Source organism: Terriglobia bacterium, from assembly GCA_032252755.1.
GTDB lineage: Bacteria > Acidobacteriota > Terriglobia > Terriglobales > Acidobacteriaceae > JAVUPY01.
Window position 1 is genome coordinate 208,497 of the sequence record JAVUPY010000025.1, and the last position, 20,830, is coordinate 229,326.

The window sequence follows — 20,830 nt, forward strand, 5'->3', positions numbered from 1 at the left end:
CAGAGAACCTTATTCATCTTTTCTGTCGAGGCCAGTCCTTGAGTCGAATCTTCTTACTTTCACATTAGAATGCCTTCCTACATCGAAATCGCCCCCACGCTCGATGCCTTGCTCAATGGCACGGCGGCGGTGCTGCTTCTTACGGCAAGGTATTTCATCGGGCGCAAGAGAGTTCAGGTGCACAAGTGGGTAATGGTCGGGGCAGTCGGGATGTCGGCGCTATTCCTCGTGAATTACCTCACCTACCATGCGCTCATTCACGGGCCGAAGCATTTCACGGGGCAGGGCTGGATCCGACCGGTGTATTTCGGGATTCTTACCTCGCACACGATCCTGGCGGCGACAATTGTGCCGCTGGTGCTGATCACGCTGGGCCGCGGCTTGAAGCGCAGTGATCTGCGGCATCGGGCGATCGCACGGTGGACGTTTCCGCTGTGGTTGTATGTGTCGGTGACGGGCGTAGTGATCTACTTTATGCTGTATCGCCTTACATGACATCGGCAAATCGGGAAATCTGACAATCGGGAAAACGGCAACTGTAATGAAGCTTGACTGGGCGGATATCCAACACGCGCGTGCTTTTGTCAGGGAGAGTTTCCCGCCCACTCCGTTACAAGCGGCGGATTCCCTGAGCGACAATGCGAAACGGGTTTACCTGAAGAATGAGACAGGACTGCCGACCGGGTCCTTTAAGGTTCGCGGGGCACTGTTTGCGCTGCATGCGGAGACGAAGGTGCGGCCGGTGAAAGAAGTGGTCGCGGCGAGTACGGGAAATCATGGTGCGGCGGTGGCGTGGGCCGCACATCGCTCCGAAATACCGGCGGTAATCTTCCTTCCGAAGAACCCGAATCCGGTTAAACGCGGGCGGATTGCCGACCTCGGGGCGCGCATTGTCGAGGCCGGGGCAGACATCAGCGATGCGCTTGCTGCCGCGAGGGAGTACACGCTCAAAACGGGAGCCTTCATGCTGGATGACTCGACGAGTCCAGAGGTTCCGGCGGGTGCGGCAACGATTGGATATGAAATAGTCGAGCAACTGCCGAATGTCGCGGAGATATGGGTGCCGATGGGGGATACGGCATTGATCCGCGGCGTGGCAGCGGCGGCAAAGCATCTTCGTCCGAGCGTGCGCATGGTTGGCGTACAGGCGAAAAATGCTCCGTCGTATTACCTGTCGTGGAAAAAGGGCGAAGTCGTCGTCACGGAAACGTGCGACACCATCGCCGATGGACTCGCCACGCGCAGCCCGGTGAAGGAGAACGTGCTTGCGATCCGCGAACTGGTGGATGATGTTTGCCTGGTCAGCGAGGAGCAACTCCTTCAGGGAATCCGACATTTGCGGGAGCGCGAAGGCGTTCTCGCGGAACCGGCTGGAGCCGCTACAACGGCGGCATGGTTGGCGCATGCGGGGCAGTCGAGAACAGTAGAGTCCGTGCTGGTTGTAACCGGCGGAAACATCGCAGAAGAAGTTCTACGACAAGTCTCCTGACCCCTATTCCCCTGAGCCAAGTTTCAGTGCGCCTGGATTGCGGGCGTACCGCTGTTGAATCCGAACGGTGCTGCAAACAATTCCTGCCGCGGCAGCAGAGCGACATTTTCTCGTAATAATTTCATGGCCTCCTCGGCCGTCAGCGGTTTCCGGAAATAATAGCCCTGGATGTGGTCGCATTCTTGCTGTTGGAGGAAGTCGGCTTGTGCATCGGTTTCGACGCCTTCGGCGGTTACCTGCAAGTGTAGCCGCTTTGCGATGCTGATGATCGCTGAGGTGATTGCGGCGTCGTCGGCATTTTCGGGGACGTTGCGAATGAACGAGCGGTCGATCTTGAGTTTGCCGACGGGGAACTGCCGCAGGTAGCTGAGGCTGGAGTAACCGGTCCCAAAATCATCGATGGTGAGCCCGAGCCCCATCTGCTTGAGGTTGTAGAGCGTGCGAGAGATGGCATCGGTTTCGGAGAGCAATACGCTCTCGGTGAGTTCGAGTTCAAGGAACTGCGGGGCTAAGCCGGATTCAGCCAGAATCCGTTCGATCACGTATTGAAATCCTTTCTGACGGAACTGCACGGCCGAGACGTTGACGGCGACGGGGACGGGAATACCTTCGGATTGCCAGCGTCGGGCTTCCTTGCAGGCGGCGCGGAGTACCCATTCTCCGAGTGGCATGATGAGACCGGAGTTTTCCGCGATTCGTATGAACTTATCCGGGGGGATGAGACCCATGATGGGGTGCATCCAGCGAACGAGCGCCTCGAACCCGATGATCCGGCCGGTGGCGATATCAACTTGAGGCTGATACATCAGGAAGAACTGATTTGTCTCAAAGGCCTGGCCCAGGAACCGCTCCAGGGTCATGCGTTCAACGACCTGGGCATTCATTTCGTCGGTGAATATACGGAAGGTGTTGCGTCCGCTTTCTTTCGCCGAATACATTGCCTCTTCGGCGTTCTTGATGAGAGTGTCGATGTCTCGTCCCTGGTCGGGGAAGATGCTGATGCCGATGCTGCAACTCGTGGTGAGGACGTGGCCGTCGATGTTGAATTCGGATGAAAGCGCGCGCACCAGGCGACCGGCGACGATAGCCGCATCGGAAAATTCGCGAACGGCGGAGAGCGCGATCAGGAACTCATCTCCGCCAACGCGAGCGACGGTATCCTGTTCGCGGCTCCATTGATTGAGGCGTTCGGCCACTTGTTGCAGGAGATGATCACCAACGGTGTGACCTAGCGAGTCGTTGATTATCCTAAAGCGGTCGAGATCGATAAAAAAAACGGCGACTTTCTCGTGCCGCCGGCGGGCCGAGGCCAGCGCGACATTGAGACGATCGCGGAGCAGCATGCGGTTAGGCAAGCCGGTCAGGACATCGTAGTAGGCCAGGTATTGCGCCTGCTGCAAGGCCAGTTTGCGATCGGTGATGTCTTTCACGGTGCCTTCCAGATATTCAGTGTTTCCATCGTTGGCGGGGTCGGCAGAACGTTCTTCGAGTCGACACACAATGGAATTCATCGGTTGCATCGGGTTCGAACTTGAGGCGGAGGAACTCGTTGCGCAGGCGGGGAAGGTTTTTCCTGTTTTGAAAATCGGGCGGTTTTTTCCACGGGGTATCGCCTTTATTGCTCTGTTATAGTTGTGCTTCCGAAGCAAGGAGCTCCGATATGGCCAAAAGCGTCAATAAAGTCATTCTCGTAGGAAATCTGGGCAAAGATCCGGAAGTGAAGTACACGCCACAGGGAACAGCGGTGGCGAAGATCACTGTCGCGACCTCGAGTTCGTATAAGGACAAAACCAGCGGTGAGTGGCAGGAAACCACCGAATGGCACAACGTGGTGCTGTGGCAGCGCCTCGCGGAAATCGCCGGCGAGTACCTGAAGAAGGGCAATAAAGTCTACATCGAAGGCCGACTGCAGACGCGCTCCTGGGACGACAAGACGTCGGGCCAGAAACGATATATGACCGAGGTTGTGGCGAATGAACTGGTGCTGTTGGGCGGGCCGGGCGGCGGTCAGGGCTCGGGCGGCGGTGGCTTCCAGAAGCGGGGCGCCAACAACGACTTCGACCAGCGCGCGCCGGAGCCGGAGCACGCACCGGCGGGAGACAACACCGGGATTACGGACGAAGATATACCGTTCTAACCGCAAAACCTCCCCCACTGGTTGACCGAGCTTCACAAGCCCACTTCACGTGGGCTTGTGTTTTTACAGAAGCATGGCTTCAGTTGACATTCGTGTCTGCCTCGGCAACGGTGTTCGCGCCCTGCGGCTCGAGCGCGGCTGGAAGCAGGTTGAAATGGCAGAGTTGCTTGGGGTTGATCGAAGTTACCTTTCGGAGATTGAAAACGGAAAGAAGGATCCCAGTTTAAGGGTCCTCAAGACAATCGCCGACGGCTTCAGCCTCTCGTTGTCGCAACTACTGCGCGGCCTGTAAGTTGGAACAACAGCAGCAGTTCCGGGTTCTAAGCAGACTATGGGCTTCTCGAAGTGGTTCCCAGCAACCGCCTGGGTTTGGCGAAAGATCAGAAGCCGAGGCTTTCGCAGAGGGGCAGTAGCGTTCGCATTGGTTGTTGGAACTATTGCCATCGCCTTTCGTGTCGAAGCCATCATCTTCCAAGTTCGAGTACATCGGACCCTCGCTGCACTCAAGACAGTTGGGTACGCCAGACCACTCGAAAAGAGTTACTGGCGCGAATCCCCTCGCTACGCAAGGGTGACAACCTCTTCCAAGTCGGGCCGGCTGGTGAGGATCATCCTTGGGCAGGCAGAGACGGAAATTTCCGACAAGTTCGTGCAGGCTGCGGCCGCATATAAGGAGAATCCGACGGCGCTGCATCTGCGGGCGATGAACATGCTGTATGAGGCCATCAAGGAACGAGGATCGATGGTGATTGTGCCGTCGTCGGCGGTGGAGACGATGGGACTGGGTGGAACACTGGCTACAGCGTCGCTCGGCGGCGCGAAGGCGGAATAGTTCCCCTTAAATAGTTCCCCTAAAAGTGTCGAAAGGAGTGGAAGTCATGAAACTTACGCTTGGAGTGTGCCTGCTCGTATTAGCTGCGACGACGATTGCGTTCGCTCAAGATGCAACCAAACCAGTGCTGCGGCCAGGGATTTCGGTGCAGATGTTAGAGGACAGTCATGCCGTACAGGTGCCCGAGGCGGATGCCGAAGACGCTAACGTTGTGACCATCATGAGAGATGGGAGGCTGGTTCTCGGAACCAATCAGGTGGACACGCCTGCACTAAATCACCTCAGGGCGGGCACCGTATATGTGAAAGCGGATGCCCGTGCGCCATTTCAGAGCGTGCTGGCGGTGCTGGATGCTTTGCGTGGACGGTCCGTGATATTGCTAACCGCACCTCTGTCGCGCCCGGAAAAAGGAAAGATCACGCCGCCTTATGGCGTCAAGGTAAGCCTGGGTGAGTGATCAGGCACCACTCTTGCAACTACAACTTGCGGGTGAGGATCCGGCGCGAGCCCATGCTAGTTTCGCAGAAATCTGATACAAATTTGACACCGCTGTTTGCAAGAGCTCCATGTCGAAACAGAAATTCAACGAAAGCCCTCGGCCCGTCCGCCGGTACATTCGGCGCAAACTCGATATGCGTGTACGGATCCTCACGCAGGCGGAAGGAGTCGACGTTGTGCATGGGCGCTGTATCACGATCAGCGAGGGCGGGTTCGGGGCCATTCTGACCCAGGAACTGCCAGAGCAGAAGGAAGTCTGGGTCGAGTTTCGTTCTCCTAATCTGGTGCAACAGAACCAGATACGGGCCGAAGTTCGGCAGGCCAAGGGGTTTCACTACGGCTTCCAATTTGTTTCTCCGGACCAGCAGGCGCGGTCTTTCATTCGTCGCCTTGTGGCGCAGGGAACTGATTCGGCCTAACGCAAATACGCGCCAATTTCCCCAAAACTAACGAATCACTCGACCCCTCACGTGCATCTTTTACTGACAGTTGAGGATGGCCGGGGTGTTTCTTTGTCTAGTGCCGCAGAGATTCTGAAATCGCGGGGCAATCTACTCGCCGACTACGAACGCGTTCGTCGCTGGAGTTGTACTTTGGTCGAGCCGCTTTCGGCAGAGGACCAGATGGTTCAGTCCATGCCGGATGCGAGTCCGACCAAGTGGCACCTGGCGCATACAACCTGGTTCTTCGAGACGTTTCTGCTAAGCGAATACCTTCCGAGCTATAAACCCTTTAACCCCGAGTTCCGAACCGTTTTCAATTCCTACTACAAGCAGGTGGGGAAGCATCCGGCACGTGATTCGCGGGGCACGTTCTCGCGGCCGTCGCTGGAGAAAGTGTGGGATTTCCGGCGCGCGGTCGATGAGGGAGTGAGGGAACTGCTGGAATCAGATTTGCGACCCGAGGCAGCGCAACTGGTTGAACTCGGGTTGAACCATGAACAGCAGCACCAGGAACTCATTGTCACGGACATCAAGCATGCCTTCTGGTCGCAGCCGCTGAAACCGAGTTACCGCTCGAAGAAGAAGGAAAGAGCCACGTCAGCTGAGAACGGCAGACGTGGGGCACCCGCGCGGACCTGGCATGAGTTCCCGGGTGGCATTGTTGAAATCGGGCATTCGGGCGATGGGTTCGCGTTCGATAACGAGTCACCGCGGCATGAACTTTTATTGCAGCCGTTCAAAATTGCATCGCGGTTGATCACCAATAGCGAGTATCTGGATTTCATGAACGACGGCGGATACCGCCGACCCGAACTCTGGCTGTCCGACGGGTGGGATACAGTCTGCCGCCTTGGATGGGAGGCGCCGCTGTATTGGGAGCGCGAGGGAGACGAGTGGCAGGTCTTTACCAGTTCAGGAACTCATTCGGTCATTCTCGATGATCCCGTTTGCCATGTGAGTTATTACGAGGCGGACGCGTTTGCGCGCTGGGCCGGAGCGCGGCTTCCGCTTGAGGCTGAGTGGGAATTGGTGGCAGAGAGAGTGCCGGTCGAGGGGCACTTCGCCGAATCGCTCGATTTCGAACCGCAGATGACAGCGTCGGAGAGCGGAGTGAGTGATCTGTTCGGATCTGTCTGGGAGTGGACCGCGAGCCCGTATACGGCATATCCCAGGTTCCGTCCTGCTGCAGGTGCTGTGGGCGAGTACAACGGAAAGTTCATGTGCAACCAGTTCGTGCTGCGTGGAGGCTCGTGCGCGACGCCGCAATCGCATATTCGAGCTTCGTATCGGAATTTCTTCCCGCCACATGCGCGCTGGCAATTCATGGGAATAAGGTTGGTCGCCGATGCGTGCTGATCGAGCGCAGCAAATTCTTTCGCCGATGGCGATGGACGTCGCCGCCGGATTGCTCGCCAAGCCGAAGAGGTTGTCGCCGAAGTATTTTTACGACGCGGCAGGGTCGGTTCTGTTCGAGGAGATCACTCGGCTGCCCGAGTACTACCTGACGGCGACGGAACACTCGATCCTGACGTCGTATGCACGCGACATTTTGCAAACCTCCGCGAATGGCCACCCGGCGCCGGCTCCGCCGGAAAAGCTCATCGTTCTGGAACTCGGTGCCGGGAGTGCAGCAAAGACGCTGGTATTGCTGCGGGAACTTCAAACCATGCAGGAACAAGTTCGGTTTGTGCCGATCGATGTTTCGCACTCGGCGCTGGAAGATGCTGTTCAGCGGATCAACGAGGCTTTACCTGCGGTTGAAGTGTGTCCCGAAGTTCTCGATTACACGGAGTCGCTGGCCGGGTTGGAGCAGGTGGACGGACGGAAACTGGTTCTCTACATCGGTTCAAGCATTGGAAACTTTGAGCCGTTTTATGCGGGGTCGTTGCTGCGGAATGTGGCGCTCTCGCTCAAGAAGGGCGATGCCGTTCTGCTGGGCACTGACATGTGTAAGCCGAAAGACGTTCTGCTGCGTGCCTACAACGATTCGCGTGGGGTCACTGCCGCGTTCAACAAGAACATTCTGCGGCACATCAACCGCGAGCTTCGCGCGAACTTCGACGTGGATTCGTTCCGGCATCGAGCTATCTGGAACGCGAATGAGTCTCGAATCGAGATGCACCTGGAGAGCGTGCGCGAGCAGACGGTGTTCATCGCCGCGCTCAGCCTGAATATACATTTTGAGCGCGGCGAGACCATTCATACCGAAAACAGCTACAAGTTCACGATGACGATGATCCGCGCTATTGCCGAAAACGGCGGGTTTCAGCTGGAGCGGACATGGAGCGATCCGCAGGGATGGTTCACGGTACACCTGCTGCGGGTGTGATTACGCGACCTGCTTCATTACCTTTTTGGCAGATTTCTTTACCTTTGAGAACTTTCTTCGGACCTCTCCCCGGGTTGGAACCTCCCAGTGGATAGCCGCGTTCTTCGCTTGCTTCGCCGTGGACTTGATCCCTTCGGTGCTCAGATGCTCGTTTCCGAGCGCCGCACGCATTCCGCGGCGTACCGACTCTGTACTCACGCCATAAACGAGGTGCGACGCAAGCGCCTCCAGATGAGAGGACAGAGGAACCTCTTTGGCTGATCTGCTCAGTTTGAGAGCAGGAACGGCACCTTCATCGGCGACCAGAAACAGGCCAGTCGCGAACGCGGTTCCGAAGCCCGACCTGGCGGAAGGGAACTCTTCGGAGAGAATGCCGTAGAGAGTGCCCATCAGGGTGCCGAATCCGTAATGGAAATACGGAGCGGCCTTCTTCTTTTCCTCTTTCGAGAGTTCGCGATGCAGCGTCTTTTCCGCAGCGAGATTCGCGGCTTTCATCGTGGCATCTTCATCCTCACCTGGCTGACTCTGACCACTCTCCTTCTTCTCGATTTTGCTCCACAACGACTCAAACTGATTCATGGTCCACGACGCCGCTAAACCCGCGACCGCTCCCGACACTGCGCCTTTCCAGAGCTTCTGTCCGTTCTGCATATTGGCCACCTCGTCCGAATGGATGCGGTGCGTGGACCCGAAGTTCGCCGTCACTTCGCGCTTCGTTCTGAACCAGCTATACTGGCCTGCCTTCAGAAAAATCTTGTTCCGGAGATCCAATGCGGGTGGCCCAATTCCTGCTCATCGCATTTGTCCTTTCGTCCTGCTTTTGTGTAGCCCAGTCGTCCCTTGAGTACCGGCACAATCTCATGCCGGTTCCGGCTCATCTTGCGTTTCATTCGGGCAAGATGCTGATTGATAGAAGCTTTGCCGTATCTACGGATAGTCAACCGGGTACTGTCTTGAAAGATGGTGTGCAGCGGATGGTGCATCGGTTGGAAGGCCGCACTGGGTACACGATCGCGACGGATTTGGGAAGTGGCACGACGGCGCGCTTGCTCATTCACTGCAAGCGACCAAGCCCGGCGATCCCCCAGTTCGGCGAGGACGAATCCTACACGCTGGAGATCACGCCGACACAGGCCGTACTGAGCGCGAATGAAAGCGTTGGTGTGCTCCGGGGGCTCGAAACTTTCCTGCAACTCGTCGATAGCGATTCGAAAGGCTACTACGTTCCGGCGGTCAGCATTCAGGACGCACCGCGGTTCCCGTGGAGAGGATTACTGGTCGATGTGGGACGGCACTTTGAGCCTGTTGAGGAGATCAAGCGGACGCTCGATGGCATGGCGGCCGTCAAGATGAACGTGCTGCACTGGCATCTCACCGAGGACCAGGGATTCCGCATTGAGAGCAAGAAATTTCCGAAGCTCGCCCAAATGGGCAGCGACGGACAGTTCTATACGCAGGAGCAGGTGAAGGATGTGATCGCGTACGCGGCCGAGCGCGGGATACGGGTCATGCCTGAATTCGATATGCCTGCCCACTCGACGTCCTGGTTCGTTGCATATCCGCAGTATGCCAGCGCGCCGGGGCCGTACCAGATTGAGCGGGAGTGGGGAGTATTTGATCCGACGTTCAATCCCGCCGATGAGCACGTCTACAAATTTCTGGATGCTTTTCTCCGGGAAATGGCGAAGCTCTTTCCGGACGAATACATCCACATCGGCGGTGACGAAAGCACCGGGAGACAGTGGGACGCAAATCCGGCGATCCAGGCTTTCAAGAAAAAACATGACCTGAAGGACAATGCCGCGCTCCAGGCGTACTTCAATAAGCGCATAGAGAAAATTCTCAAGAAGCATGGAAAGAAGATGGTCGGGTGGGATGAGATTTTCCATCCCGATCTGCCGAAGGATGTAGTGGTGGAGTCTTGGCGCGGGCAGGAGTCGCTGAATACGGGCGCGAAGCAAGGGTACAGGGGAATCCTCGCCAAGCCGTATTACCTCGACCTGATCAAGCCTGCGTCAGAGCATTACCTGGGCGATCCGCTGCCGCCGGATTCAGACCTTACGCCGGAGCAGGCGAAGCTTGTACTGGGTGGGGAAGCGTGCATGTGGTCCGAGCAGGTAACACCAGAGACAATCGACTCGCGCATCTGGCCGCGACTGGCCGCGGTTGCGGAGCGGCTGTGGTCCCCGGGCAGTGTGCGGGATGTTCCTGACATGTATCGCCGGCTGGCGCGCATGAGTATTGAACTCGAGGAGTTGGGACTGCAGCATGAGGAAAATACGGCACGGATGTTGCGGCGCATGGTGCAGGATCGCGATATCGGACCGATGATGGTTTTTGCCTCAACTCTGCAACCCGGCACCACCGGCCAGCGCCATCACGCTCAGAAGGTGAACCAACTGTTTCCCTACGTTCGTATGGCGGATGCGGTGGTTCCGGACCCGCCCGCCGGCCGTGAACTGCAGGCAGCGGTGGATACGTTCCTTGTCGATCCCGCGCACAATGGAGAGCAGTTAGCAGCGATTCTGAATCGCTGGAAGGCCGCGGTGCCGGAAGTGAAGGCGACTGTGGATACCCATCCGGTATTGGCGGAGGTTGCGCCGCGAGTCCAGGAATTCGATTGGCTCGCGAATGCGGGACTAGAGGCGGTGAACTACATTCAGACCCAAACGACGCCACCACAGGGTTGGTTGACCACGAGCCTTGCGGCTCTGGATGAAGCCGCTAAACCCCAGGGAGCTGTACGCTTCGTGGTGCTGGAGCCTCTTCGGCAACTGGTGCAGGCTGCCGGTGGAGTACCGACCACACCAGCAGTTGGCGGAGGGCCCAAGGCTAGTCCTCCGGATCTGTAAGCGGAGTTAGAGGTTCAGAGTTGTTGCTGAACTCGGTTACTGGGCGATTACTGGCGTAAGCTGGTGGCCTGGGTGGCCTATGATAGTGTTCAAGGTAAGCGAACTCCCCCAGCGCTAAGCCAACTTGGTTCCCATTTGCGAGGAGAAGGCATGCCGATTCGGGTGGACGATTTTGCGGATTCTGGAAAGGCATACGCGGACCAGCTCAATTCGCAGATCGAGCAGGTATCCCGCTCGTTGACGCACCTGGATAAGTTGCTTGTGGCGGGACTGGTTGACCGGCGAGTGCTGTCGTCATTCCGGGAAGCGGTGGACCGCGTGCGCACGACAGGTTATGTGGTACAACAGGCGATCGATGGGAGCGGCCCTGGCGCGCAAATCACGGATGCGGTCCTTCGGGAACGCATTGGCGCGGCAACGCGCACGCTGAAATATCTCACGGCAGATCTCAAGTCCTCGCGGCCCGCTGGTCCTATTGCCGGCGCGGACGAACTCCAAGCCGCGCTCCGTCAACTGCTCGAAATCCTTCAGGAGAAGTAGTTCGCGGAACATCCGAAAGCGCATTTGCGTAATATCGATCAGCGGTTCTGCCAGATGCTCGCTAAACGGCACAGCGTCGGCGGACGCACTACCTATAAGTTCGAGAGGCGCTGGTGATGCACGTCGGCTACTTGATGCCGCCAAACGGTCGCGAACTCCGGCTGGTTCGTGCCGCCGCACTCACCTTTTGCCCCGACCGGTCCGCCTGGTAAATACCGGGAGGGCCGCCCTTTTGTGAACCGCAGATCTACGCGGTCAAAAACAAGAAATACCTCGGCGAAAAGATCACGTGCCTGTATAGAGTCACGGCCGCATGCGGTATGTGGCTTTTTCATGGGGTGGGTGGCGCGTAATGACGTGTTCCGGATTTTCCGACCTGCTTCTCTGAAAAACAACTCAGGTGCAGAAATCATGCATCTGGAGGTATGTCAGGGTGCCTTCCTGTTGCGAAGGAAGAGTTGTGGATGACTTGTGGAAGGCGTGCAAGAACGGGTGATTCAACGATCGAAGGTCAGTTTAGACACAGGTAGCATCGCTGGAGCTGGATCGATTTCCAGCGTGGAAATCACGTCCTGATCGCGAAACATGCGGCGCTCGCTTGTTTGCCTAACGGAGTGACCATGGTTAGTCAGTGTGCCAATCCTGGTTGCACGGAAAAGTTCAGATATCTTGGAGAAGGGAAGCTGTTCCTCGCGAATCCCGCCTCGGGATTGCAGATGACGCAGCAACAGCTCTTCGAACAGTGTTACTGGCTTTGCAAGGAATGTTCGAAACATTTCCGCGTGGGATTCGAACAGGGATTGCCAAAATTAGTTCCTTTGAGCCTTAAGAAGGCGGCGAACCTGTAACGCACAATTCAGTTGAGGTGTCGAAATGATCTACAGCTACAACGGATATTCTGCGGTGATTACGCCCGTACGTGACCCGAAAAGCCACAGGGCTCTTCGCTGGAAATACGAGATCTACGACGAAGACACGCTGCTGCTTGACGGACATGATGTCGATAGCCAGGCTGCCCGCATAACGGTCGAAGCACACATCGACTGGTTGATTGCGGAGAACCACCATCTCGCGGCCTGACGGAAGTTACTTAGCCAATTCTGTGGCGGCAGATGGAGCCTTCGACGGTTTCCAGTGATTGCCCGGCCGGGCGACGTCGTACATCTGCTCCGCAATCCGCGTTTCCAAGCCTCCCTTGTACAAATCAAAGTGCGTGCGTCCCGGAAGATACGTGAACTTGGCGCTGTAGCCGAGACCGGCGATCCGCTTCTGCAGAAGGTGAATGGCACCGTCAAGGTAAAACGTGTCAGCGGTGCCGACGATGATGTGGATTTTGTTTTTCAGTTCCGGCGCCAGTTGCTTCGAGTTATCGGCAAGGATGCGGGCGATATCGTAATGCTTTAGCCAGTAGTCGGCGACGTTGTGATGTATCTCGCCGGTCGAACGGTCGAACATGGGCTCAGGCCGCCCGTCCTTTCCGCGCGGGCTGAAGACCCAGTCAAACGACGAGATCTGTCCGCCATAAGCACCAAGAACCGCTTCTTCCTTCGAGTATTGCTCGAAGCTTTCGACCTCTTTGCCATCCATGCGGACGAGCGGCGTGGACGTGCCATCGGGACGGGTATAGACGTTAGAGTCTTTCGTCAGATCGATGTTGGTGAAATCGCGAAAATCGACGGGGTCGGGTGAAGTCGACCAGGTTCCGCCAAAGACTTTCGGGTATGCGACCTGCATCCACATCGTCGCCCAGCCGCCGGAAGAGTGGCCAGTGAGGAAGCGTCCGCTTGGGCGGGCGTCCATCCGATATTTGTGCTCGAGGTATGGGATCAGTTCGGTGGTGAGCGCGTGGCCCCATGGGCCATTGTTCACGGAGTCTGCGAACTCGTGCGTGCCACCGGGGCAGGATTCATCGAGAAGCACATAGATCATTGGCGGCAATTCGCCATCCGCCATTTCTTTCGGGAGGCTTTCGCCGAATTCCTTTGCCAGGTAGTTGATGTTTGCGCCGAACCCATGAGTCAGGTAAACGGTGGGATAGCGCCCCTTAGAGGTTGCGTACTTGGGTGGGAGTACCACGATGCCGCGCATGTGAATCGGCCGCCCCCAGAACTTAGTAAGCGAGGGGCTGACGAAATCGATCATCTCGTCACCCTTCGGGAGATCAATGGCGGCCATCTGTGGAACGTGCAGGCTGAGCTTCAGATCGACCGGGCCTGCTTGGGCAGGATTCAGCGCCTTGAGTTGTACTACGGCGCTGCGAAGATCGGCATCGGTGAAGAGGTTGTAAGCCGCATTGTGATCGACGTCGAGCAGCGCCATCACCTGGTAGTTGCCTGCGGGCACCTTGGCGAAAGCTTCGGGATAGGCGATCTCGTTGGGATCGAGTTCGACGGTTTCGCCCGGGGCGAGGTGCGGGACTTCGCGGGCGGTGACCCACGTTTTCACGGTTTCCGGCTCGCCGAAATGTTGGCCGATAACCTGTCTCGGCATCGGGTCATTTGTCATGAATACGATCAAGCGGCCAGAAGTTGCCGACGAACTTAGCGCCGGATCGAGCGAGACCTCGAAGCGCAGCGGCCCAGAGGTTTGGGCCAGCAGATTGACGGAAAATAGAAGAGAGAGAATTACGCTGAGGCGGCGCAGGCGTCTGGACATGCGGAAGATAGTAAATGGAAGGCGCCTCGGAAGGGAATGGCACGGGCCGGAGGTGCAAGGTTCAAGGTACAAGGTCCAAGAAAAACTTTAACGACCTGCCCTTGTGCCTTGCGCCTTGTACCTTATCCCCACGTTTTCAATGTTTGAATCCGGCAACCTGCAATCGCATCTCATTTCGCGGAGGTACGAATGAGGAAACTGATCCTTTGCCTATTCGTTCTTGTGCTCAGTGGGGCCAGTTTTGCTGCCACGGAGAAGAACGTTTCGTATAAGAGTGGCAATGAAACCGTCAATGCGGTTCTATACACGCCCAACGGGAATGGTCCGTTTCCGGCGCTGGTTGTAATCCATGAGTGGTGGGGATTGAACGACTGGGTCAAGGAGCAAGCGAGGAAACTGGCGGACCAGGGATATGAGACGCTTGCGATCGATCTCTATCGTGGCAAAGTAGCGACGACGCCCGAGGAAGCGCACGAGTTGATGCGCGGCGTGCCGGAGGACCGAGCCCAAAGTGACCTGCTGGCAGCCTATGACTACCTAGCCTCGCAACCGAACGTAAAAAAGAACAGGATTGGTGCGATTGGTTGGTGCATGGGCGGCGGGTATGCGCTCGATCTCGCTGTACTGCAGCCGAAACTCGCTGTGGACGTAATCAACTACGGGCACCTCGCAACCGAAGATTCGACCCTCAAGAAGATCAACGCAAAGGTGCTTGGGATATTCGGCGGGCAGGATCGCGGAATCACGCCGGACTCGGTCCACACGTTCGAGCAACAGATGAGGAAGCTCGGGAAAGTCATTGAAATAAAAATCTATCCCGATGCGGGACACGCGTTTGAGAATCCAAACAATAAAGGCGGGTACAAGCCGGAAGACGCTAAGGACGCGTGGAACCGTACGCTGAAATTCTTAAACGAAAACTTGAAGTCATGAAGTGGGCCGCCGAGGACTGGACGCTGATCGAAGAAGGCTTGAGCCAGCGTCCCATGTTCCAGCGTTGTTTGGAGTTGTACCTGGAGTGAGAGTTGTTGGCGTTGCTCCCGCAGTTTGCTTCCGCTCTCCCAAAACAATAAGATTCTCGGTTAAATAATTCCTTTAGAGGCGCACTATGCCGGTGGAAACCGAGACTCCTACGCGCACTTACTCTCCTATTAAAGCTCCCCGAGGAAACGAACTGAGCTGCAAGGGTTGGCAACAGGAAGCCGCCATGCGCATGCTCATGAACAATCTTGACGAAGACGTCGGTGAGCGTCCGCGCGACCTGGTGGTTTATGGCGGGACTGGCCGTGCGGCGCGCAACTGGGACTGCTACGACGCGATTGTTCGCTCGCTGAAGTCGCTGGAGAGCGACGAGACGCTGCTGGTGCAGTCGGGCAAGCCGGTCGGGATCTTCAAAACGCACGATTACGCCCCGCGGGTACTGATCTGTAACGCGAACCTGGTCGGGCATTGGTCGAACTGGGAGAAATTCAACGAGTTGGAGCGCGCCGGCTTGATGATGTACGGCCAGATGACGGCGGGCTCGTGGATTTATATCGGGTCGCAGGGGATTATCCAGGGGACGTTCGAGACTTTCGCGGCGGCGGGCAACAAGCATTTTGGCGGCGATCTCTCGGGCAAACTGATCGTCTCCGGCGGTATGGGAGGCATGGGTGGCGCCCAGCCACTGGCGGCGACGATGACGGGAGCGGCCTTCCTTGGAATCGACGTTGACCCGGAAAGAATCAAGAAGCGCCTGAAGACCGGCTACTGCGATTTCATGGTGAACTCCCTCGACGAGGCGCTGCGAATTCTGAAGAACGCGGTTCGCAAGAAAGAGAACATCTCGGTCGGGCTCGTTGGCAATTGTGCCGACATCATTCCGGAACTTGCTGACCGCGGCGTGGTGCCGGACATCCTGACGGACCAGACATCGGCGCACGACCCGCTGAACGGATATGTGCCGAATGGGATGACGCTGGCTGAGGCTTTGGAATTGCGGAAACGCGATCCGAAGGCATACCAAGAGAAGTCGATGGACGCGATTGCGCGGCACGTCGAGGGAATGCTGAAGCTGCAGAAGATGGGCTCGGTGACCTTCGATTACGGTAACAACATCCGGACATTCGCGTTTCAGCGTGGCGTCAAGAACGCCTACGATTTCCCGGGATTTGTTCCGGCGTACATTCGGCCGCTGTTCTGCGAAGGACGTGGGCCGTTCCGCTGGGCAGCCCTGTCCGGCGATCCGGCCGATATTGCGGTGACGGACGATCTCGTGCTGCAGATGTTTCCGGGGAACAAAATACTTTCGCGGTGGATCGATCTCGCGCGGAAGCGGATCAAGTTCCAGGGTCTGCCATCGCGCATTTGCTGGCTCGGGTACGGCGAGAGGGCGCAGTTCGGATTGGCGATCAACGACCTCGTCAAGAAGGGGAAGATTAAGGCGCCGATTGTCATGGGGCGCGATCATCTCGACTGCGGCTCTGTGGCGTCGCCATACCGCGAGACCGAATCCATGAAAGATGGTTCGGACGCGGTTGCGGATTGGCCGCTGCTCAACGCGCTGCTGAATACGGCGAGCGGTGCCTCGTGGGTGTCGATTCACAACGGCGGCGGAGTTGGAATTGGCTACGCGCAGCATGCGGGGCAGGTCACGGTCGCGGACGGGACCGACGGAATGGCGAAACGGATCGAACGCGTGCTGACGAACGATCCGGGAATCGGCGTGGCACGGCATGCGGACGCCGGGTACGAGGAAGCGAAGCGGTTCGCGAAGGAGAAAGGGATAGACATTCCGATGTTGTGATCCCGTTTTGGGTATGGTGGCAAAGTCTCCACTCGTGATGACAAATCATGAAACCTACAGCACAGAAGATCGCCGCTCCCGTCCTCCTTCACAGCATCGCGCAACTAGTGACGCTGCAACTGCCCGCGTATTTTGGGCCGCGGCGAGGCAAAGCGCTCGGCGAGATTGGTCTTATACGCGACGGCGCGGTGCTCATCAGCGGCGGGAAAATTGCCTCTGTGGGAACAACCCGCGAGATGCATCGCGACGCCTGGCTCAAGAAGCACAGTAAGGAAGTCGTTGAAGTCGATTGCCGGGGCAAGATAGTGATCCCCGGTTTTGTCGATTCGCACACGCATCCCGTATTCGTGGCGCCGCGACTGGTTGATTTTGAGAAACGCATCGAGGGCGCGACATACGCGGAGATCGCGGAAGCGGGCGGCGGGATTCGCTCCAGTATTGAAGGGGTAAGGAGCGCATCAAAAAAGGAATTGTGCAAAAAGGTGCTCGACGCATTTCGCGAGATGGCCGCCTATGGGACCACGACGATTGAGGCGAAGTCCGGATACGGGCTCAGTCACGAGTCGGAGATCAAGTCACTGGAAGCGATACACGATGCCGCAAAGCAGTGGCCGGGAACTGTGGTTTCCACGTTTCTGGGGGCGCACGTGCCCCCGCCCGAGCATAAAGCAGATCCGGATCGATATGTCGAAGAGCTGATCGAAAAGACAATTCCGGAAGTTGCGAGACGCAAGCTCGCGAAGTACGCCGATGTTTTTTGCGAGCACAATGCGTTTACGCTGGCGCAGACGGAGCGAATTCTCGAAGCGGCGGTTAAGCATGGGCTTGAGGTTCGTGCGCATGTCTGCCAACTTACGAGGTCGGAGCTTGAGCCGTTCCTGCGGTTCCGGCCGGCATCTTTCGATCACATGGATTTCGTGAGTGACGACGATGTCGCGATCCTGGCGAAGCAGGATACGATTGCGACGTTAGTGCCGGGAGCCAACTACTTTCTTGCCACAGGGCAATACCCGCCGGCGCGGAAGTTGATTGACTCAGGGGTGCCGGTGGCGCTGGCGACTGACTACAATCCCGGAACTTCGCCAACGGCGAGCATGCCGATGGTGCTCTCGATCGCCTGCACCCAGATGAAGATGACGCCCGCTGAAACGTTGGCGGCGGCCGGCATCAATGGGGCTTATGCGCTCGGACTGGGTGATCGTAAGGGCAGTATTGAACCCGGTAAAGACGCCGATTTAGCGATCTTTCAACTCGACGACTACCGCGAGATAGCCTATTGGTTTGGCGCCAATCACTGCGTCGGGACCATGATTTCCGGGCTTTGGAGCGATTAACAGGCTACTGCAAAAGCTCTGGTGTGCATCCCACTGACGGAAACGGCTCAAGCCACGGAACTTCGCGCTCGCGACTAACGTATTGCGTTTCAGGCCGTCCAACCGGAGACCCTTGTGTGCATGCGCACCGCGTCACTTGGGACGGCATAGAGCACTCGCCCACTTTCTGGGTTGAGCAAATCCTCGCGAGGAAGCAGGGCACGAAAGACCTTCTGGATTCTAAAAAAACATGAAAAAGACGATTGTGTGTTTCCTGGTTGTCCTTGGGCTGGCGGCGGTTGGCCAGGCCCAGCGTCTGCCGCATACGGCAGTCCCCAATTCCTACAAGCTCACTTTTTCGCCGGACTTCACAAACGATACGTTTGGCGGTGATGAAATCATCCAGGTGAATGTTCCTCAACCGATGTCGAAAATTGTTCTGAATGCCGCCGAAATCAAGTTCGAGGACGTAACGATTGATGCCGGAGGAAAATCGCAGAAGGCGACTGTCACGACCGATGAGAAGAACGAAATGGCGACGCTCACGGTTCCGAAGGAGATTCCCGCGGGCGCTGCGACCATTCATATCAAGTACACCGGAATCCTGAACAACAAACTCCGTGGGTTTTACCTCAGCAAGTCAGGCGGGCGGAAGTACGCGGTGACGCAATTCGAAGCGACGGACGCGAGGCGCGCTTTCCCGTCCTGGGACGAACCGGATTACAAGGCTACGTTCGACATCACGATCATCGCTCCCAAGGAAGATACGGCGATCTCGAACGGCAAAATGATATCGGATACGCCGGGGCCGGGCGCAAATTCGCACACCATGAAGTTTGCGCAGACGCCTAAGCTCTCCAGCTATCTGGTTGCCATGCTCGTGGGCGAGTGGAAGTGCATTTCGGACCAGGAAGATGGGATTCCGCTGCGGGTATGTTCTGTTCCGGGCAAGGAACAGATGGGTGCCTTCGCCATGGAAGCGACCAAGCACATCCTGCACTATTACGACCAGTACTTCGCGATCAAGTATCCGTTCCACAAACTGGACCAGATTGCGGTCCCCGATTTTGAAGCGGGCGCAATGGAAAATGCAGGCGCGATCACCTACCGGGAGTCGCTGTTGCTGGCCGATCCCAAGACGGTGTCTGAGGACCAGAAGATCAACATCGCAGGTGTGATCGCCCACGAAATGGCGCACCAGTGGTTCGGCGACTTGGTGACCATGAAGTGGTGGGATGACATCTGGCTGAACGAGGGCTTCGCAACGTGGATGACCGCCAAGCCGCTGGAAGCGTGGAAGCCGGAGTGGAAGCAGAACGAACAAGTAGTGGCGGAAGCAAACAGTGCGATGAACGGCGACTCTGTCGTCGCGACGCGCCCAATCCACCAGGAAGCGGAGACACCGGCGCAGATCAACGCGCTCTTCGATGGAATTGCATACGGAAAGTCCGCTGCCGTATTGCGCATGGTCGAATCGTATCTCGGGCCGGCAACATTCCGCGCTGGCGTGAATCGCTACCTGGAGCAGCATCAATACGGCAATGCGACGGCGCAGGATTTCTGGAATACGCAAGCGGCAGTCTCAAAGAAACCAGCGGACAAGATCATGGAAAGCTTCGTGATGCAACCCGGCGTTCCTTTCGTCGATGCTTCGGTGAAGCAGGCGAATGGTAAGACGGAAGTCACGCTTTCACAGAAGCGCTACTACTACGATCCGAACCTGTTTGCGAAGGGTGGGAACGAGACCTGGACCATCCCGGTGTGCCTGGAAGGATTAAATACCGGCTCGAAGCCCGGCGGCATGCAATGCGAACTGCTCAGTTCCAAGCAGCAGACATTCACCTTGTCCAACAGCAGCACTCGGATTTTCCCTGACGCGGGCGGCGCGGGTTACTACCGCTACGGCTTCGACGCACAGGCAGTGAAAGGGACATCGCTCGAGACGGAACTCAAACCCGAAGAGCGCATTTCGCTGGTCGCAGACGATTGGGCGCTGGTGCGTGCGGGACGGCACACCGTGCCGCAATTCCTCTCCCTTGTCGATAGTCTGAAGGGTGACCGGAACACTTTCGTGCTTTCCGAGATCATTCGACCGGTACAGTACATCGGGCGCCATTTGATCAGCCAGAATGACCGGCCGGAATTTCAGAAATGGGTTCGCGGCTACTTCAAACCTGTGCTGAACGATATCGGGATGCTGCCGAAGCCGGGAGAATCGGATTCAGTTGCCGCATTGAGGCCAAGGCTGTACGGGATACTCGGCGGTCGGACCGGTGAGGATCCGGAGATTATTGCTGAGTGCCAGAAACTGACGCAGGAGTACATGAAAGACCCGACGAGCGTTTCGCCAAATCTTTCGGGAGTTGCCATAGAGGTAGCGGCGCTGCATGGGAACGCGGACCTGTATGACCAGTTCATGGCGAAGCTGAAAGAGGCGAAGACGCCGCAGGAGTATTACAAGTACTTCTACGCGCTAGCCGATTTCCAGCAGCCGCAATTGTTGGAGAGGACGCTTGAGTTTGCTTTGTCGCCCGCGGTGCGCAACCAGGACTTGTATATCATTCCGATGGTGATGGAGAACCATGCGGGCGGCGACCTGGCATGGAACTTCGTCAAGACGCACTGGAATGACCTGGCGAAGAAAGCTGGGGGCGGGATAGAGGGAGCAGCTCCGGTTGCCTTCGGCGGAACGGGGAGTTTCTGCGATGCTCAGAAACGAGACGACGTGAAAAATTTCTACGATGCGCACCCGATTCCAGGGGCGGAGCGACAGTTCAAGGGCATTCAGGAATCCATCAACTACTGTATCGAACTGAAGCAGCGGCAAGAGCAACCGCTGGCCGAATGGCTTCAGAAGAACACCGTAGCCGAATCGCGGTAGGTTCGACGTGCAGCAGAGCGGCGGAAAATTCCGCCGCTTTTTTTCGTCTGCTTTTGACCAGCTTCAATCCGTAATC

18 protein-coding genes and 1 pseudogene are annotated in these 20,830 nt (G+C 57.1%); 16 read left to right on the forward strand and 3 right to left on the reverse strand.

The features are described from left to right. The first annotated feature begins 69 nt into the window (after positions 1-69). Both ROO76_06230 and ROO76_06235 read left to right on the forward strand, forming a co-directional pair. The gene (locus tag ROO76_06230; protein ID MDT8067749.1) at positions 70-495 is read left to right on the forward strand and encodes a DUF420 domain-containing protein; all 426 of its coding nucleotides are present in this window, start codon (positions 70-72) and stop codon (positions 493-495) included. A 46-nt stretch (positions 496-541) separates the two neighbouring features. Continuing rightward, the gene (locus ROO76_06235; protein MDT8067750.1) at positions 542-1,489 is read left to right on the forward strand and encodes a pyridoxal-phosphate dependent enzyme; all 948 of its coding nucleotides are present in this window, start codon (positions 542-544) and stop codon (positions 1,487-1,489) included. 23 nt (positions 1,490-1,512) lie between these two features. On the opposite strand, the gene ROO76_06240 is transcribed toward ROO76_06235, so the two are convergent. After that, positions 1,513-3,000, reverse strand: coding sequence for an EAL domain-containing protein (locus ROO76_06240; protein ID MDT8067751.1), 1,488 nt, complete (start codon positions 2,998-3,000; stop codon positions 1,513-1,515). 149 nt (positions 3,001-3,149) lie between these two features. Here ROO76_06240 and ROO76_06245 point away from each other — a divergent pair, with 149 nt between their 5' ends. From ROO76_06245 to egtD, 7 genes and pseudogenes are all read left to right on the forward strand, one after another. After that, entirely contained in the window at positions 3,150-3,626 is a 477-nt protein-coding gene (locus ROO76_06245; GenBank protein MDT8067752.1) for a single-stranded DNA-binding protein, read from the forward strand. A 73-nt stretch (positions 3,627-3,699) separates the two neighbouring features. Next, complete coding sequence (locus ROO76_06250; GenBank protein MDT8067753.1) at positions 3,700-3,918, forward strand: helix-turn-helix transcriptional regulator; 219 nt, start codon at positions 3,700-3,702, stop codon at positions 3,916-3,918. A gap of 312 nt (positions 3,919-4,230) precedes the next feature. Further along, positions 4,231-4,458, forward strand: a pseudogene (locus ROO76_06255) (slipin family protein). A gap of 46 nt (positions 4,459-4,504) precedes the next feature. Further along, the gene (locus ROO76_06260; GenBank protein ID MDT8067754.1) at positions 4,505-4,915 is read left to right on the forward strand and encodes a hypothetical protein; all 411 of its coding nucleotides are present in this window, start codon (positions 4,505-4,507) and stop codon (positions 4,913-4,915) included. A gap of 109 nt (positions 4,916-5,024) precedes the next feature. Further along, entirely contained in the window at positions 5,025-5,375 is a 351-nt protein-coding gene (locus tag ROO76_06265) for a PilZ domain-containing protein (GenBank protein ID MDT8067755.1), read from the forward strand. A 93-nt stretch (positions 5,376-5,468) separates the two neighbouring features. Next, positions 5,469-6,755: an ergothioneine biosynthesis protein EgtB gene (gene egtB / locus ROO76_06270; protein MDT8067756.1), complete on the forward strand. Its 1,287-nt coding sequence runs from the start codon at positions 5,469-5,471 to the stop codon at positions 6,753-6,755. Next, entirely contained in the window at positions 6,745-7,728 is a 984-nt protein-coding gene (gene egtD, locus ROO76_06275; GenBank protein MDT8067757.1) for an L-histidine N(alpha)-methyltransferase, read from the forward strand. Before egtB ends, egtD begins: the two co-directional genes overlap by 11 nt. Here egtD and ROO76_06280 read toward each other — a convergent pair whose 3' ends face one another. Next, on the reverse strand, positions 7,729-8,433 hold the full coding sequence (locus tag ROO76_06280) for a DUF1440 domain-containing protein (protein MDT8067758.1): 705 nt from the start codon (positions 8,431-8,433) through the stop codon (positions 7,729-7,731). Between the two features lie 65 nt (positions 8,434-8,498). Between ROO76_06280 and ROO76_06285 the strand changes: the two genes are divergently transcribed. The 3 genes from ROO76_06285 (at position 8,499) to ROO76_06295 (ending at position 12,200) form a co-directional block, all read left to right on the forward strand. Further along, entirely contained in the window at positions 8,499-10,580 is a 2,082-nt protein-coding gene (locus ROO76_06285; GenBank protein MDT8067759.1) for a family 20 glycosylhydrolase, read from the forward strand. 150 nt (positions 10,581-10,730) lie between these two features. Next, entirely contained in the window at positions 10,731-11,120 is a 390-nt protein-coding gene (locus ROO76_06290) for a hypothetical protein (GenBank protein MDT8067760.1), read from the forward strand. An 873-nt stretch (positions 11,121-11,993) separates the two neighbouring features. Continuing rightward, positions 11,994-12,200 carry a hypothetical protein gene (locus tag ROO76_06295; protein MDT8067761.1) on the forward strand — a complete coding sequence of 69 codons (207 nt, stop codon included), beginning with the start codon at positions 11,994-11,996 and terminating at the stop codon, positions 12,198-12,200. Positions 12,201-12,206: 6 nt separating this feature from the next. On the opposite strand, the gene ROO76_06300 is transcribed toward ROO76_06295, so the two are convergent. Then, positions 12,207-13,775, reverse strand: a complete 1,569-nt coding sequence (locus ROO76_06300) for an alpha/beta hydrolase-fold protein (protein ID MDT8067762.1) — start codon at positions 13,773-13,775, stop codon at positions 12,207-12,209. Between the two features lie 189 nt (positions 13,776-13,964). Here ROO76_06300 and ROO76_06305 point away from each other — a divergent pair, with 189 nt between their 5' ends. The 4 genes from ROO76_06305 to ROO76_06320 all read left to right on the forward strand — a co-directional run bounded on the left by ROO76_06305 (position 13,965) and on the right by ROO76_06320 (position 20,754). Then, the gene (locus tag ROO76_06305; GenBank protein MDT8067763.1) at positions 13,965-14,708 is read left to right on the forward strand and encodes a dienelactone hydrolase family protein; all 744 of its coding nucleotides are present in this window, start codon (positions 13,965-13,967) and stop codon (positions 14,706-14,708) included. A gap of 175 nt (positions 14,709-14,883) precedes the next feature. Continuing rightward, positions 14,884-16,560: a urocanate hydratase gene (gene hutU / locus ROO76_06310; protein MDT8067764.1), complete on the forward strand. Its 1,677-nt coding sequence runs from the start codon at positions 14,884-14,886 to the stop codon at positions 16,558-16,560. Between the two features lie 47 nt (positions 16,561-16,607). Continuing rightward, a complete protein-coding gene (gene hutI / locus ROO76_06315; GenBank protein MDT8067765.1) occupies positions 16,608-17,894 on the forward strand; it encodes an imidazolonepropionase in 1,287 nt (428 codons plus the stop codon). Between the two features lie 229 nt (positions 17,895-18,123). Beyond that, positions 18,124-20,754, forward strand: a complete 2,631-nt coding sequence (locus ROO76_06320) for a M1 family metallopeptidase (GenBank protein ID MDT8067766.1) — start codon at positions 18,124-18,126, stop codon at positions 20,752-20,754. The last annotated feature ends 76 nt before the right edge of the window (positions 20,755-20,830 follow it).

Excerpts from the sequence above, each read along its gene's own strand:
- ROO76_06230 (MDT8067749.1), top strand. The coding sequence starts at position 70 with ATGCCTTCCTACATCGAAATCGCCCCCACGCTCGATGCCTTGCTCAAT.
- ROO76_06235 (MDT8067750.1), top strand. The coding sequence starts at position 542 with ATGAAGCTTGACTGGGCGGATATCCAACACGCGCGTGCTTTTGTCAGG.
- ROO76_06240 (MDT8067751.1), bottom strand. The coding sequence starts at position 3,000 with ATGAATTCCATTGTGTGTCGACTCGAAGAACGTTCTGCCGACCCCGCC.
- ROO76_06245 (MDT8067752.1), top strand. The coding sequence starts at position 3,150 with ATGGCCAAAAGCGTCAATAAAGTCATTCTCGTAGGAAATCTGGGCAAA.
- ROO76_06250 (MDT8067753.1), top strand. The coding sequence starts at position 3,700 with ATGGCTTCAGTTGACATTCGTGTCTGCCTCGGCAACGGTGTTCGCGCC.
- ROO76_06260 (MDT8067754.1), top strand. The coding sequence starts at position 4,505 with ATGAAACTTACGCTTGGAGTGTGCCTGCTCGTATTAGCTGCGACGACG.
- ROO76_06265 (MDT8067755.1), top strand. The coding sequence starts at position 5,025 with ATGTCGAAACAGAAATTCAACGAAAGCCCTCGGCCCGTCCGCCGGTAC.
- egtD (MDT8067757.1), top strand. The coding sequence starts at position 6,745 with ATGCGTGCTGATCGAGCGCAGCAAATTCTTTCGCCGATGGCGATGGAC.
- ROO76_06285 (MDT8067759.1), top strand. The coding sequence starts at position 8,499 with ATGCGGGTGGCCCAATTCCTGCTCATCGCATTTGTCCTTTCGTCCTGC.
- ROO76_06290 (MDT8067760.1), top strand. The coding sequence starts at position 10,731 with ATGCCGATTCGGGTGGACGATTTTGCGGATTCTGGAAAGGCATACGCG.
- ROO76_06295 (MDT8067761.1), top strand. The coding sequence starts at position 11,994 with ATGATCTACAGCTACAACGGATATTCTGCGGTGATTACGCCCGTACGT.
- ROO76_06300 (MDT8067762.1), bottom strand. The coding sequence starts at position 13,775 with ATGTCCAGACGCCTGCGCCGCCTCAGCGTAATTCTCTCTCTTCTATTT.
- ROO76_06305 (MDT8067763.1), top strand. The coding sequence starts at position 13,965 with ATGAGGAAACTGATCCTTTGCCTATTCGTTCTTGTGCTCAGTGGGGCC.
- hutU (MDT8067764.1), top strand. The coding sequence starts at position 14,884 with ATGCCGGTGGAAACCGAGACTCCTACGCGCACTTACTCTCCTATTAAA.
- hutI (MDT8067765.1), top strand. The coding sequence starts at position 16,608 with ATGAAACCTACAGCACAGAAGATCGCCGCTCCCGTCCTCCTTCACAGC.
- ROO76_06320 (MDT8067766.1), top strand. The coding sequence starts at position 18,124 with ATGAAAAAGACGATTGTGTGTTTCCTGGTTGTCCTTGGGCTGGCGGCG.